Annotated in this window: 11 protein-coding genes; 8 read left to right on the top strand and 3 right to left on the bottom strand. The window is 52.1% G+C overall.

The window, feature by feature from the left end; all coding sequences use genetic code 11:
- Window positions 1-92 precede the first annotated feature (92 nt).
- Window positions 93-998, bottom strand: coding sequence for a helix-turn-helix transcriptional regulator (locus tag IEY46_RS00230; RefSeq protein WP_188988007.1), 906 nt, complete (start codon window positions 996-998; stop codon window positions 93-95).
- A gap of 238 nt (window positions 999-1,236) precedes the next feature.
- Here IEY46_RS00230 and IEY46_RS00235 point away from each other — a divergent pair, with 238 nt between their 5' ends.
- Genes IEY46_RS00235 through IEY46_RS00255 form a run of 5 tightly spaced genes read left to right on the top strand, consistent with a single transcriptional unit; the run spans window position 1,237 to window position 8,622 of the window.
- Window positions 1,237-2,649: an ABC transporter substrate-binding protein gene (locus tag IEY46_RS00235; RefSeq protein ID WP_188988009.1), complete on the top strand. Its 1,413-nt coding sequence runs from the start codon at window positions 1,237-1,239 to the stop codon at window positions 2,647-2,649.
- Complete coding sequence (locus IEY46_RS00240) at window positions 2,642-3,550, top strand: carbohydrate ABC transporter permease (RefSeq protein WP_229749962.1); 909 nt, start codon at window positions 2,642-2,644, stop codon at window positions 3,548-3,550. Before IEY46_RS00235 ends, IEY46_RS00240 begins: the two co-directional genes overlap by 8 nt.
- Before the next feature lies 1 nt (window position 3,551).
- Entirely contained in the window at window positions 3,552-4,373 is an 822-nt protein-coding gene (locus IEY46_RS00245) for a carbohydrate ABC transporter permease (protein WP_188988012.1), read from the top strand.
- A 59-nt stretch (window positions 4,374-4,432) separates the two neighbouring features.
- The gene (locus tag IEY46_RS00250) at window positions 4,433-6,073 is read left to right on the top strand and encodes an alpha-amylase family protein (RefSeq protein ID WP_188988014.1); all 1,641 of its coding nucleotides are present in this window, start codon (window positions 4,433-4,435) and stop codon (window positions 6,071-6,073) included.
- A complete protein-coding gene (locus IEY46_RS00255; RefSeq protein ID WP_229749963.1) occupies window positions 6,070-8,622 on the top strand; it encodes a DUF5695 domain-containing protein in 2,553 nt (850 codons plus the stop codon). The genes IEY46_RS00250 and IEY46_RS00255 overlap by 4 nt, the downstream gene beginning before the upstream one ends.
- 60 nt (window positions 8,623-8,682) lie before the next feature.
- Here the strand turns inward: IEY46_RS00255 and IEY46_RS00260 are convergent, their stop codons facing one another.
- On the bottom strand, window positions 8,683-9,843 hold the full coding sequence (locus IEY46_RS00260; protein ID WP_188988018.1) for an ROK family transcriptional regulator: 1,161 nt from the start codon (window positions 9,841-9,843) through the stop codon (window positions 8,683-8,685).
- 262 nt (window positions 9,844-10,105) lie between these two features.
- Between IEY46_RS00260 and xylA the strand changes: the two genes are divergently transcribed.
- Both xylA and xylB read left to right on the top strand, forming a co-directional pair.
- The gene (gene xylA, locus IEY46_RS00265) at window positions 10,106-11,419 is read left to right on the top strand and encodes a xylose isomerase (RefSeq protein ID WP_188988020.1); all 1,314 of its coding nucleotides are present in this window, start codon (window positions 10,106-10,108) and stop codon (window positions 11,417-11,419) included.
- Between the two features lie 158 nt (window positions 11,420-11,577).
- Window positions 11,578-13,074 (top strand): xylulokinase, encoded by a 1,497-nt coding sequence (gene xylB, locus IEY46_RS00270; protein ID WP_188988022.1) that lies wholly within the window; start codon window positions 11,578-11,580, stop codon window positions 13,072-13,074.
- Window positions 13,075-13,259: 185 nt separating this feature from the next.
- Here the strand turns inward: xylB and IEY46_RS00275 are convergent, their stop codons facing one another.
- Window positions 13,260-13,580, bottom strand: a complete 321-nt coding sequence (locus IEY46_RS00275; RefSeq protein ID WP_188988024.1) for a hypothetical protein — start codon at window positions 13,578-13,580, stop codon at window positions 13,260-13,262.
- 378 nt (window positions 13,581-13,958) lie between these two features.
- Here IEY46_RS00275 and IEY46_RS00280 point away from each other — a divergent pair, with 378 nt between their 5' ends.
- Window positions 13,959-14,663, top strand: coding sequence for an ABC transporter ATP-binding protein (locus IEY46_RS00280; protein ID WP_188991529.1), 705 nt, complete (start codon window positions 13,959-13,961; stop codon window positions 14,661-14,663).
- Window positions 14,664-14,693 lie beyond the last annotated feature (30 nt).

A 14,693-nucleotide genomic window follows, 5' to 3' on the forward strand; every position in this document is an offset into this window, starting at 1 on the left:
GCTGCAATCGATATTGTTGAAAAAGCTTCGTGTTATGTTTCTTTTATACACTCGTAAGTAAGATGAAGCCTATTTCTCTTCAGCTTATTTATTTATTTATTATTTAAATGGGTACGGTAATAGGCTCTGCGAAATTCGGTGGGGGTAAGATCCTCAAGCCGTTTGAACAGCTTCATAAAATACTTCTCATCCTGAAATCCAAGGGCGTAGGCGATTTCCTTGATGCTCAAGGAGGATTGGTACAGCATGTCCTTGGCTTTGGAAATTTTCAGGCTATGGATATATTCCTGCATGCTCATCCCCATATGTTTTTTGAAAAATCGGGTCAAATAATCCTTATTGTACGTAAATTGCTCCGCGACGTCCTGGACGGAGATGTCTTCCGTGGAATGAATGCGGATCCACTCCAGCATTTTCATCAGTTTTTTGTTGGCCGCATCCATCTCCCCGTCTGAGAAGGAAATGCTTTTGTAATAGGACAACATCTGCTCGGATAATTCGATCAACAGCAGGGTCAGCAAATAGTCCATGCCGTGTCTGGTGTAATAATTGGACTCCATCATATGCAGCAGTTGGTGAAACAGGATATTGACCCGTTCGATTTCCGGAGGCGAAGAGAAGATCGGAATATACACGTAACCGGCTAAACGATGGTAATACGGATTGTTGTCCAGCACATGCAGATCGGCAATCACGTCTTTCTCTTCCAATATCTCATAGTCGCTCTCGCAATGAAAATGAAACCAGTGAAAAGAGCAATTTTTGCTGGACCAGTCGTAACCATGATGGGAATGGTTGGGCAAAATGAGCAAAGTCTGTTTCGGGTTCAAGCTGTAACGCTGCTGGTTTTGTTCAATGGAAACGGTATCACGAACGCCGATAATGAGCTCGAAGCTGGTAATCGTCCTTTTCTGATGAATCCATGGCCCATCGGCGACGAAGCTGCCCGCAGACACAAACGATAGCGGACGATCGATGTTTATTTTCACGAATTCCATATCAGTTTTCACCACCTAATATACATATAGGATACCAAGCCGCACTCTCATAAGATCATTTATACTATGTTATCAGCCTTACTTCAGCATGGATTTATTCTATCAGAAAAAGATGCAATGCGATATATGGTCAGTTTTATCCACCTATCGTATTTTTCCGTATACCGACAGCAGCGGATGAGGATGATATTCTGAGCGTGGGATTAATCCGAAATCAAAAAAGCTGGAGGTCATGGGAATGCAAAAAGCGAAAAAAATTGGCGGGATGGCGATCATAACGTGTCTCATCCTGGTTCTGCTTGCAGGCTGCGGCGGGACGAAGAACGATGAAGGCACAAATACCGGTAAAGGTGATGAGAACGGAAACAAAGGGAATCAGGAAGCGGTTACGGTCAAATTTTCCTTCTGGGGAGGACCGGAGGAGAAGGATGCCATGCTTAAGCTGCTGGATCAATTCAACAGTACCCATCCGGGTATCCACGTTGAAGGCGTCCATATCGCCGATGATTATTTAACCAAGCTGAACACCATGGCGTCATCCAATACGCTGCCCGATCTTGGTTATTTCCCTTCCGGGTCGCTTGCTGTTTGGCAGAAAGGCAACAAATTTGCCGATCTGACGGAACTCTACAACAGCGACCGGATCGGCAAGAAGCTGGACTCCGTTATTTTCAAAAACAAAGATGGCTCGATTATCGGAGCCGGGGTAGCAAACGAGATTCTTCTTATGAACTATAATAAAGAGCTGTTCGATCAGGCGAATGTCCCTTACCCGCCCGCATCGGCGGATCAGGCCTGGACGTGGGAGCAATTTGTGGATGCCGCCAAGAAATTAACCACAGACCGCAGCGGCAAACATCCGGGAGAAGACGGGTTCGACGCCAATAATATTCAAACCTTTGGTGTGAATATTCAAAGTCTGGGGCAATATTACCCGGCAGCGCTGTTCAGTAGCGGAACGGGTGTCGTATCGGAGGATACCTCGACCATTACCATTGGAAGCAGCGCATCGGTGAAAGCGCTTCAATCGATTGCCGACCTGATGTACAAAGACCAGGTTATGCCCAAACCATCGCAAATGTCCACCATACCGGCGGAAGATACGGCGCTGTTAACCAAAAGAATCGCCATGTCCATCAGCGGACAGTGGTCGCTGCAAACCTTGGGCAAAGCCGTTAAGGAGAAAAAACTGCAGCTGGGTATCGGGGTTTTGCCCAAATTCGAAACGCCAGTCACGACCAATTTTGGCGAGCCGGTTATTATTTTCAACACGGACAGGACACAGAAATACAAAGAGCAGGTCGAAGAGGTCTATGCCTTTATTATGAATCCCGAGTACAGCATCAGTTTAATTGAGAACGGCTTATGGATGCCTAACGAGGAAGAATGGTATAAAGATGAGCAGTTGATCAAAAAGTGGATGGACAATCCCGTTCACCCTCCAGAGTATAAAACGGCGGTCATTGACTACGGTTTGAATCATACGGCACAAAACCCGTCTTATTATTGGGAGGACATGGAAGCTTTCACCATCATTAATCCCGCGCTCGATCAGCTGTGGCAGGGCAAAAAAACGGCGGAAGATGTCGTTAAAAACGATATTCTGCCGAAGCTGAAGAAAAAATACGGGGATAAATACAAGTATGAGTAAGCCCGTGATGAAAGCTCACGCCCTTAAGAAGAAGGAAGCGATTGCCGGGTATTTGTTTACTCTGCCCGCTATTCTCGGGCTGCTGATCTGGACGATCGGTCCGATGATCGCAAGCCTGGTTATCAGCTTAACGGACTGGCAGATCATTAGCGGCGCGAATTGGGTAGGTTTTGATAATTACAAGACGATATTTACCGACGACCTGTTTTTTAAAAAATCGCTGCTCGTCACGGTTTACTTTGCTTTGGGCAGTGTCGTGTTCACGATGCTCGCTTCCATCATTGTCGCCTTGTTCATGAATTACGAAGTAAAAGGCCAGGCACTGTTCAGGACGGTCTTCTATTTGCCGACGATCGTCCCAGCCGTCGCGTCCAGCATGCTTTGGGTATGGCTGTTCAACCCCGATTTCGGGTTGTTGAACGCTGTTCTGAAAGCGGTCGGCCTGCCGTCGCTCATGTGGATTTACGATGAAACGACCGTCATACCGTCTTTGATTCTGATGAGCATGTGGGGCTGCGGCAGTGCAGCCCTCATCATTCTCGCCGGCCTGCAGGATGTGCCGAAGCATCTGCTGGAGGCAGTGGAAATCGACGGCGGGAACAGCTGGCATAAATTCAGGTTCGTGACGGTTCCCATGATTACGCCGGTTATTTTTTTCAATCTGGTGATGGGGCTTATCGGATCGCTGCAGGCTTTCACGCAGGCCTATGTGATGACAGGCGGAGGCCCCAACAACGGTACCTTGTTTTATGTCTTCCTGATTTACCGGGAAGCGTTTCAACAAAACCATTTCGGCTACGCCAGCGCGCTTTCGTGGATATTATTCGCCCTTATTGCCGTGCTGACTGCAGTTGTGTTCAAAAGCTCCAAAGGCTGGGTTCATTACGGGGGTGGCAAATAGGATGCGTATACGTAAACTGGTCACATTTGTTGTACTGCTGCTGTTCGCTGTCCTTGCCGCTGTTCCGTTTGTGTGGCTGATCCGCAGCTCGCTGATGCGGACGGACGAACTGTTTGTTTTTCCGCCGAAAATCTGGCCCGAACAGCTGCTGTGGCACAATTATGTCGATGTTTTTTCTATGATTCCGTTCGCCTTGTATTTTAAAAATACGATGTTCATTATGGTGCCGGTTATGCTCGGGGTGGTGATTACAAGCAGTATGTGCGGATACGGCTTTGCCCGTCTGCGTTTTCCCTTCCAGCATGTCTGGTTTGCCTTGATCTTATCGACGATGATGCTGCCTTCGGCGGTGACGCTAATTCCCACATTCATCATGTGGTCCGAGCTGAAGGCGGTCAATACCTTTTGGCCTTTGACCTTGCCTGCCTGGTTTGGCGGCGGAGCCTTTAATATTTTTCTGATGCGGCAATTTTTTATGAATATCCCTAAGGAGCTGGATGAATCCGCCCTTATCGACGGAGCCGTTTTTTTTCAAATCTACACCCGAATTATGCTTCCGCTCGTCAAGCCTGCATTGATTGTTGTCGCATTCTTTACGTTCATGAATGTGTGGAATGACTTTTTTAGCCCGCTCATCTTTCTCAATGAGGATGCCAAATATACACTGGCCCTCGGTTTGCTGCAGTTAAAGGGAATGTATGCGACGGAATGGAATTTGTTGATGGCAGGCTCGGCGATTATGGTGCTTCCGGCCATTGCGATCTTTTTTATCGGACAAAAGTATTTTATTGAAGGAATCAGCCTGACCGGAATTAAGGGCTAGGGAAGTTTCCGACCAGCAGGCGGATAGATGCGGGATTTAATCCAAGGAGGACAAAACTTTTGTATACGATCAGCTATGACTTTGGAGACACATTTGTCAGGTTGGATGACCTGCAGTTTGCGGTCCGGTTATTTACAGTAAATAACGTCTATGCGCCAGATCCAGATCGTGTTGTCTTATCGCACGGAGACGGACGGGTGCAGTTGAAGGCAGACGGCTTGTCCTGGGCAGGCAATCAGCGCAAAGCGGAAGGGGCCATCGAACTTACGATCGAACGCGGTCATGACGGGCGTTATATCGTGAATGCTAAGGGCAGCCATGCGGATGAAATATGCAAGTCGATCATGCTGGAGGTAGTCGGGATCAACATCGCGGCCATCAACTATGATCAGGGCAAACGGGAGGAAATCGGTCTCAATCGCAGCATCGGCGCGAAACATTATCCTGGCTTCGGTATGAAGATGCCGCTTGTGTTTGTGGAGGATGCCGCTGGCGGATCCTGGTATGCCATGACCAAGGACAGCTCCGTTCGGGCCAAAAGATTCGCCGCCCACTACGACCCATATTTGGAGGCTTTCGTGCTTGATCTGGTCCACCAGGAGGATGCAAGGCACCGGACAAACGAAATTACAGCTCCGTCGTGGCATATTGGAGCTTGTACCGAGCGGTCCAGGATTGTCATGGAGCGATGCGGGGATCTGGAAACGAATTTCAATCTGGTGCCTTATGAGCAGCGCACGGACATTCCGGCCTGGCTGGATGGGATCAAGATGGTTGCGATCATGCATGGCGAGCATTGGACCGGTCATGCCTTCCATACGTTTGCCGGCATGGAGAAGGATCTGGCATGGATAGCGGAGCGGATTCCCGCTCATGAAGTGCTGGTTTTCCTGCCTGCCTGGGACGGCAGGTATTATTATAATTATCCGAAATATGAGCCAAGCGAGTATATGGGCGGCACGGAAGGATTCGCCAGCCTGATCCGGACTGCCCGGGATATGGGTTTCCGCGTTGTGCCCATGATGGGCGCGAATGCGCTCAATCTGCAATTTGCCGGGCAGCTGGGTTTGCAGGATGCTGCAGCGCATGATTCATGGGGGCAAGAGTGCCGGATTAACTGGGTGGATTGGGATTATGATCTCTCGGTCGAAAGCAACAGCGTTCTGGCGAATCTCGGTCATCCGGAGTTCAGAAGGCACATGCTCGACAGAGCGGGTTATCTGGTCGATACATTTGGGGTTGACGGTATTTTTCTGGATGTATCCAGCTACTGGGTTAACGATCCACGTTATTCCCCTTATGAGGGAACCTTGGCATGGGCGCAGGAAATGAAAGCCCGCTACCCAGAGCTGCTGCTCTTTGGCGAGAACAGCTACGATGCGTTATGGGGCGCATTCGGGCTGTTCCATGAAGGCGGAGCTCCGGGGGCTTATGAATATGCGCTGTACCGTTATTCCAGGCAAACCCATTATTTAGCGCATCCCGCTCCGGGCAAAGGTTCGAGCGGCGTACACGAGTGGTCGTGGGGAGTGGCTGGCGAGGAAGCGCCGGAGCTGATTCCAACGTTATCCATCCTTGCAGATACGATCTCCGTTCACGCCGGCGAGGCAGAGCGGCAGATCGAGAAAGCGAAAGTGTGGAAGATCAATCTGCCGGGGATAGCCGGTGCGGGGCAGACGCAGATGGAGGATTTGAAATGATTGCAAATACGACAGGCATTGGCATGGAGCTGCGTTTGAATTCCGAGAGCGGCGAGATTGTGTATATCGGATACGAAGGGGATGTTTTCCGGGAAAACTATATCGCCGGACCGGTGGAGCTTCCTTTAATTGGCACAGGAGCCGCCAATAAAGTGGAGGGGTATGGGGCGATTCTGCTGGGCTACCGTTTGGTTGGAGATGAAACCTATCGCCGGCAATGGCTCGCCTGCAGCAGGAAACCGGGAAACGAGCACGCATTCGTATTCGATAACGAGCATGTCCAGGTTGTGAAAACATACATCAAGGAGGCGCAGACGCTCACCGTCAACATCGCCATCACCGCAAAAGGTGATGCCATCGAGCTGGCTGAGCTTGCGTTGTCCGCGCCGGTGAATAATTATTATTGTCCCTGGCGTTATGACCAGCGATACTTGTATAACCACAAGGTATATGAGCATATCCATCCGGGCGGGGAGCATGGCTATCAACTGGTTGAACGCTTGAACGGAACAGAGCCGTTATTGTATTGTATTCCCCTCGCGAACACCCGTTTTGAGCATACAGCGCATTATCCGGGCACGATTGACGTCCAGCGGCCGTCAATCGCCAATCATTCCTGGCCTGGAAGCAGCCTGCTGTTCCTGCATGCCCAAGGTTATTTGGAGAATAGCGGCTATGAACCGCTGATCGCCGATTCGCTGGTCAGCTCGACTGCGCTTGAAGCCGGGGAGACCGCTTCTTATGGGCTGGAGCTCGGGTTTATCGATAAGCGTCAGCGTCTGGAGGAGGTGCTGGTCAGCCGCGACAAAATTAGCGTTATGGCTGTCCCGGCGATGACAGGCCCGATCGATGAAACCTTTGAAATTATAGCGAAGGGCCGCGGGCCGCTGTCTCTCCTTGACGACGGCAACATCGAGCTGATCTCCGGGCGGGAATGGGCGGGCGGCCACACTTGGAAGCTCAAATTCCGCGGGACAGGCAAACAGCTTGTACGTGTTGCCGGAGAAGGCGCCGAGCCGGCTGTGCTGCTGTTCCGAATTACGGATCCGCTGCGCGATTTATTGGAGCGCCGTACCGATTTCATTCTCGATAAACAGGTGTACCGCGAAGCGGGCAGCGTGCTGGATGGAGCCATTGTTCCTTATACGATTGGCGATTTTGATGAATTCAAGGGCGAAGGTCTATGCGCCAAGGCCGAGAGCTTATGGGGCAACGGCTCGTATGAGGGCGGGATCACCGATGCCATGTTTGCCGCGGAGAAGAATGCAATTCTTCCGGATTCACGGCAGATTGCGGAATTGGAGCGTTATATCGTCACTTACGTCCGCACTTTTCTGCAAAGCCCGGAAAATAACGAAGTCATTTGGTGGTTTGGTGATTACAGCGCAAGCCGTTCGTACGAGTATATGCATGTCGCCAATCTGTATTATTCGATGTACCGGATTGCCCGGCTGTATGGCTTGACAACGCGATTTACGGCCGAGCAGTATTTGACGTTCGCTTTCCATACGCTCATGAAAATGTACGATGTCTCCCGGCCGATGGATCTGATCACCGGCATGATGGGCGGGCAGCGAATCTTCGCCATATTGCAAGGCTTTCAGCAGGAAGAAATGGTCGAGTTCTATTACACGCTGCTCATGAAGGTCCGTCACCATGCCGGTCTGCTGTTTCAAGGCGATGTCCCTTACGGTTCGGAATGCGCTTATGACAACACGGGTTATGAATGCGTCGCCTATTATGCGCAGTATTTCAATGAAACCCGCTGTATGGAGGAGATTACTGCGGTTATGCTGGCTGTGCGCGGAGATCAGCCGGTCTGGTGGTGGCAGGGCAGCGACATCCGCTGGTGGGATGCAGGCACCGACTATGCGGAAACCTGCCATCATTATACAAGTCCGCTTAATTCAAGCGCGCTGCTGATGTTTGTCCGGCAGGGCAGGTTGAAGCCCGGTCCTCGAGTGCTTGCGCTTATTTATGGAGGCTTGCTTGGCTCGACGGCGAAAATCCATGAAGACGGGCGGGCGAGCATGAGTTATTGCCGGGAACAGGAATCGCCGAATTATGGCGACCATGTATGCACCGGCGACGGGGGATTAAGCTTGTACGGCACGCTGCTTGGGCTGCGTTCGTTCGCCTACGCTTCGCCGGTGCACGGTGAAATCGGATATTTGGGCGATTTTACGACAGACGGATCAGACACGCAGCTTTCTTTTGTGCCGCTTGACGTTGCGGGCCGACAGGTATCCTGGTATTTCGCAGAAGAAGAAGGCGACGCGGATGCGGGGGACGCGGACTGCTCCACGGGGATGATCAGGCAAATTGATTTCGACCGGCAGACTGGCGGGTTGAGGCTGATTGTAAGCCACTCTGCCGTTACCTCGCCTATCGGGGAAATCCGCCTTCGTTTGGAGGGGAAGCTGCTTGCGGGGCGCGTTAACGGCTCAGCGGCGCGGCTGCAGCCGGCCGCCGAGCGGGAATATACGCTCACGTATGATGTGGGCTCTGGACAGGACGAAGTGGTCATCGAGATCGAAAGAAGCCGGTAAAGTTTGCGATTGACTTGCTAAACAGGTGGAGGGCAGCCACGCTTCAGGCACGAAGCGGGCCTACCCTCCGCCTTTTATTTTGACGAAGAAACGGCTGATCGCGTAATACGCCGCTCCTCTTACTGCAGACTGTTCGCTTAATTCGGCAAACAGGATTTGCAGCCGCTCGCGGTGGTAAGAGAGCGTACGCCTGCTCACGGCATTCCGCACGGCATCGCCGATCCAGTCCTTCGCCCGGCTCATCCGGTTGCCGATGATCACAACCTCTGGATTAAACACATTGACAATATTGGCTATGCCGATTCCCAGACATTCCCCGATCCTTCCCAGCAGTTCGATAACCTTCCGGTCTCCGCCCTCGGCAGCGGCGAGCAAACTCTCCAAATCCCCATAGCCAAGCGGTTCAGCCTGTTCCAGCAGCGCATTCTCCGAGGCATACAGTTCCCAGCAGCCTTTGTTGCCGCAGCGGCAGGGCCTGCCGTTCATCTCAATGGACAGATGGCCGAGCTCGCCGGAGAAGCCGGATGCGCCCTTGTACAATTCTTTGCCCAGAATAATTCCGGTTCCGATTCCGATCCCCACACTGACATAGATCTGATTGCTGATTCCACGTCCCGCGCCGTATTTCTGCTCGCCCTGGGCTCCCGCATTCGCTTCATTATCGATCGTCACAGGAACGCCGAAACGTTCTTTCATCATTGTTTCCAAGGGAACATGGGACCAGGCCAGATTCGGGGCGAACAGAATATCGCCCTGGTCGTTGACAATGCCCGGCACACCGATTCCGATCCCAACAAGACCGTAGGGACTTTGCGGCATCGCCGCGATCAGCGCCTCGATGCAATCGTTAAGCTTGGGCAGCACATCTTCGAGCTCATGCGTCTTCAGCGTCTGTTCGCGTCCCGTAATGACCGTTCCTTCCAGATCGGTAAGAACGCCGCGGATATAATTAACCCCCAGATCAATACCGATGGCATAACCGGCGCTGCCCCTGAATATCAGCATCACGGGTTTTCGTCCGCCGCTTGATTGTCCCGGGCCGGTTTCGATGACCAGGTGATGATCGATCAGATCCTGGACAAGGCTGGATACGGTCGCTTTATTCAATCCGGACTGCTCGGATATTTGGGCTCTGGACAAGGGCGCATTTTTTAGAATGGCCTCCAGTACAATCGCAGTATTTATTTTTTTGACCAGTGCCAAGTCTCCGGTTGTTTTCATGTATGAGGCTTCCCTTCATCCGCTCTTCTTCATGGATATGGGTACGATTTTACCACGGGAGGGGCTGATGATGCATCTTTTGTTTACCACGTTTGGGTTCATAGATACTGTTTGGATGGAAGGGAAAGGAGAAGCAATTATTTTTGAAATATTAACTTAGTTTAATGGACAAACCAAGTTTGGTGATGCTACTATAGCTATAAGAACGTTTTCAATAATGAACATCCAAGCTTGCTATCATCTATTTTAGGAGGCCCAATTCATGAGTTATTTTAAATCAGTCGGCAAGATTGCTTTTGAAGGGAAAGGCTCGGACAATCCGCTTGCATTCAAGCAATACAACCCTAAAGAAATCGTACTTGGCAAACCAATGGAGGAGCATCTTCGTTTTGCCGTTGCGTACTGGCACACCTTTACCGCATCGGGAGCGGACCCATTCGGAGTAGGGACAGCTGTCCGCGGCTGGGATTATGCCGACGCTATGGACCAGGCGAAAGCGCGTGTGGACGCCAATTTCGAATTTCTGGAGAAGATCGGCATCCCTTATTACTGCTTCCATGACCGCGATATCGCGCCAGAAGGCAACACACTGCAGGAAACGAACAAGAACCTCGACACCATTGTGGACCTGCTGGAAGCCAACATGAAATCGACCGGAACGAAGCTGCTCTGGAATACGGCGAATATGTTCACGCATCCGCGTTTTGTACACGGTGCAGGCACGACCTCCAATGCGGATGTATATGCGTATGCCGGCGCGCAGCTGAAGAAAAGCCTTGAAGTAGGCAAACGTCTGGGCGCTGCGAACTATGTGTTCTGGGGCGGCCGCGAAGGCTACGACACGCTGCTCAACACCGATATGGCGCTGGAGCTCGACAATTTGGCGCGATTGTTTCACATGGCGGTCGCATATGCGAGTGAGATCGGATTCGACGCTCAATTCCTGATTGAGCCGAAGCCGAAGGAGCCGACAAAACATCAATACGATTTCGACGCGGCGACGACGATTGCATTCCTGCAAAAATACGATCTGCAAAGCAAGTTCAAGCTTAACCTTGAAGCGAACCACGCGACGCTGGCCGGCCATACCTTCGAGCACGAGATCCGCGTAGCCGCAATTAACGGCATGCTGGGTTCGCTCGATGCCAACCAGGGAGACCTGCTGATCGGCTGGGATACGGATGAATTCCCGACGGATCTGTATGCGACGACGCTGACCTTGTATGAAGTGCTCAAAGCCGGAGGACTTGGCAATGGCGGAATCAACTTCGATGCCAAGGTGCGCCGCGGCTCGTTCGAGGACGAGGATCTGTTCCTCGCTCATATTGCCGGTATGGACAGCTATGCCTGGGGATTGAAAGCGGCAGCCAAGCTGATTGAGAACAAGGTGCTCGACAATGTCATCGACAACCGCTACAGCAGCTTCCGCGAAGGCATTGGCGCAGAAATCGTGGCTGGCAAAGCAACGCTCCACACACTGGAGCAGTATGCCATGCAGAACAACCCGATTCAAAACTTGTCCGGCCGTCAGGAGCGGATCAAGCTGCTTCTGAATGAAGCGATTTTCAACGTATAAGATTTCCTTGCACCACGCGAGAGCTTCACGGCGTGCATTACGGCGCTGAATGACGGGGGCAGGCCGCATGGGAGCTACGGTTTCCGTAGAATGTGAATTCATTGCCTAATATATGAGTGAGTGCTTTATCCATTATATGAAGGAGGCTTGAAGCGCACATGCCTTATGTTATCGGGATCGACCTTGGCACAAGCGCGGTGAAGGCGCTGCTGCTTGACCGCAGCGGTGCCGTGGCCGGCGAAGCCACAAGGGAATACCCGCTCTTCCATGAACATTCCGGCTGGAGCGAGCAGCGGCCGGATGATTGGGTGGAAGGAACGCTCGGCGCAATCGCCGAGCTGATCCGCTCATCGGCGATTGCGCCGGAAACGATCGAAGGCATCAGCTTCTCCGGACAGATGCATGGACTTGTGCTGCTGGATGGAGAAGGCAATCCCGTGCGCAACGCCATTCTGTGGAATGATACGCGCACAACGGCCGAGTGCCGTGAGATCGAGCAGACGCTCGGGGCAGGTCTCCTTGCCATTACCCGCAATCCGGCGCTGGAAGGTTTCACGCTGCCGAAGATCTTATGGGTGCGGAAGCATGAGCCGGAGCGCTTCGCGCAGGCGGAACTGTTCCTGCTGCCCAAGGATTATGTGCGCTACCGTCTGACCGGCGCGCTGCATATGGATTACTCCGATGCGGCGGGAACGCTGCTGCTGGATGTTGCGGGCAAGAAGTGGAGCCCCGATGTGTTGGCTTCCTTCGGCCTGGACGAATCCTTCTGTCCGCCGCTGGTAGAATCGCATGCTCAGGTGGGGACGCTGCTTCCTCAGCAGGCCGAACGTGCTGGTCTCGGAGCGGGGACGAAAGTATTCGCTGGAGGTGCGGACAATGCGTGTGGCGCGATTGGATCCGGCATTCTGCAGGAAGGGCTGACCATGTGCAGCATCGGCACCTCAGGGGTTATTCTGTCCTATGAGGGCGGCAGCGGCCATGATTATGCCGGCAAGGTACATTTCTTCAATCACGGCAAGCAGGATGCTTTCTATGCAATGGGCGTTACGCTCGCGGCAGGCTACTCCTTAAGCTGGTTTAAAAATACGTTTGCCAAAGTCGAGTCTTTCGATGAGCTGCTGGCGGGGATTGAACTGGTCGCTCCGGGAGCGAATGGCCTGCTGTTTACCCCTTATCTGGTAGGCGAGCGGACGCCGCATGCGGATTCGGTTATTCGCGGCAGTTTTATCGGAATCGACGGCTCCCATGAGCGAAAGCATTTTGCCAGGGCGGTTATGGAGGGCATCACATTCTCGCTTAACGAATCGGTTGTCCTCTTCCGCCAGGCAGGCAAAACCGTCGACACGATTATCTCGATCGGCGGGGGCGCGCAGAATCCGGTTTGGCTGCAAATGCAGGCCGATATTTTCAATGCCGACGTTGTGGCGCTTGAGAACGAGCAGGGACCGGGGCTCGGCGCAGCCATGCTCGCCGCTTACGGCAGCGGCTGGTTCGAGAGCCTGGATGCCTGCGCGGAGCGTTTCGTCAAGCGCGCATCCGTCTATAAGCCGCAGCAGGCGGCAGTGGACGCATATGCCGGCTTGTTCCACATCTACCAGCAAGTATATGCCCGGACGCGGGATTTGAACGAGGCATTGAGGACATTCCGGAATTAAGGCAATCAGACAGGCTTTATGACTTGGCATTATAGCACTGGCATCTTGAGCCGCTTTCATCGGGGGAATCCGGGGGAAGCGGCTTTTTTTGGTGGAATCGGGATAAGTGGTAGACCGAAACTGCCAGTTGGCTGGCAAAGGATAAATCTCTATAGTCATGCGCGTTTCACATGAATCCCATCGGTTTAGAGGTCCAAGGGCATTCTGTCCAGCTTGAAGCGCAATATATGATCCTCCTGCTTTTCTTTGCGCAGGATTTCCATTTGCTTTGTGCCCATCAAATCATAGTGGGGGAATGGCGGGCGATTATGAATATAACGCGGGTTCAATCCATGCCTTAGACACCACATCTTGAGCTGGTCCAGATCAGCGTTGCCAACTTTGGTAACCGTGGTGATGCCAGGGAACCTTGGATCATGCCAATAGTGGGTTAAGTAAGACGTTTCGCCGTTTAAGACATTTTTCTTCCAAACATTCAATTCTGCTCTTGTTATACCAAAGGCCAATTATATTCATCCTTTGCTCAAATATCATATGAATTCGCTTCGCTTCTTCCAGAACGCGCCAGCGGGTCTTTCTGTTGCCCGCTCCTTTATGCACCCAGCTCACTGCTGCTTCTTTAATAAGAGTTTTCTTCATACCGAGTATAGCATGCCATAAGCTGCAGACGAAGGTGTGAATGGCGAGAAACGAGGACCGAAGTCCGCATATGATGCACAACCCCATCCATACTAAAGATGTTTATACGCAGCTATTGTAGTGCGTTATACTATAAGGTAGCAATAGAGCAATAGAATAGGCTATTATGAGAGAAGCAAACCCATGACCCTGATTGGTTGTGATCCATGAAACGACCGGCTATCGATAAAGGAGCGACCGCTAGTATGACAAATGTTTTATCCGTAGATATCCGAAGTGCCGGTTATGAGGAAAGCAGACCTATAATCCGCGACGTTTCGTTTACTGTAGAGTCTGGCGAGCTGGTAGGACTTATCGGTCCTAACGGAGCGGGAAAAAGCACCACGATCAAGTCGCTGCTGGGACTGCTGCGTCATGTGGACGGTACGATCGCCTTTTTGGGAGAGAATAAAAGATATGCATATGTACCGGAGCAGCCGGTGCTATATGAATATATGACTTTATGGGAGCATCTCCAGCTTGCGGCTGCCGCATACGGACTGGAGGAGCAGACCTTTCTGAAAAGAGCGGGCCTCATGCTGGACCGCTTCCGCATGACCGACGACCGCCACCGCCTTCCTACCGGTTTCTCCAAAGGGATGCAGCAGAAAATGATGCTCATCATTGGCTTTATGCTGCAGCCGGATGTCTATGTCGTGGACGAGCCGTTCGTGGGACTGGATCCTCGTGCGACTCGCGATTTCCTGGAGCTGCTGGAAGCGGAGCGTCGCCGCGGGGCAGGCGTTCTCATGTGTACGCATGTGCTGGATACAGCGGAGCGGATCTGCAGCCGCATTTTGCTGATTAACGGTGGTTCGGTTGTAGCACGTGGAACGCTTGACGAAGTCAGAGAGCAGGCGGGCTGCCCGCTGGATGCCCCTTTGACCGACTGTTTCTTTGCACTGACGTGAACATGCCGCTTGCAGGATACGGGAGAGAAA

The organism is Paenibacillus nasutitermitis (assembly GCF_014641075.1).
In the GTDB taxonomy this organism is placed as follows: Bacteria; Bacillota; Bacilli; order Paenibacillales; family Paenibacillaceae; genus Paenibacillus_Z; species Paenibacillus_Z nasutitermitis.

What these genes read in the sequence shown, in the direction of transcription:
- IEY46_RS00260 (WP_188988018.1), bottom strand. Translation starts at nt 9,843, where the DNA reads ATGAAAACAACCGGAGACTTGGCACTGGTCAAAAAAATAAATACTGCG.
- IEY46_RS00230 (WP_188988007.1), bottom strand. Translation starts at nt 998, where the DNA reads ATGGAATTCGTGAAAATAAACATCGATCGTCCGCTATCGTTTGTGTCT.
- IEY46_RS00280 (WP_188991529.1), top strand. Translation starts at nt 13,959, where the DNA reads ATGACAAATGTTTTATCCGTAGATATCCGAAGTGCCGGTTATGAGGAA.
- IEY46_RS00245 (WP_188988012.1), top strand. Translation starts at nt 3,552, where the DNA reads ATGCGTATACGTAAACTGGTCACATTTGTTGTACTGCTGCTGTTCGCT.
- xylA (WP_188988020.1), top strand. Translation starts at nt 10,106, where the DNA reads ATGAGTTATTTTAAATCAGTCGGCAAGATTGCTTTTGAAGGGAAAGGC.
- IEY46_RS00255 (WP_229749963.1), top strand. Translation starts at nt 6,070, where the DNA reads ATGATTGCAAATACGACAGGCATTGGCATGGAGCTGCGTTTGAATTCC.
- IEY46_RS00235 (WP_188988009.1), top strand. Translation starts at nt 1,237, where the DNA reads ATGCAAAAAGCGAAAAAAATTGGCGGGATGGCGATCATAACGTGTCTC.
- IEY46_RS00240 (WP_229749962.1), top strand. Translation starts at nt 2,642, where the DNA reads ATGAGTAAGCCCGTGATGAAAGCTCACGCCCTTAAGAAGAAGGAAGCG.
- xylB (WP_188988022.1), top strand. Translation starts at nt 11,578, where the DNA reads ATGCCTTATGTTATCGGGATCGACCTTGGCACAAGCGCGGTGAAGGCG.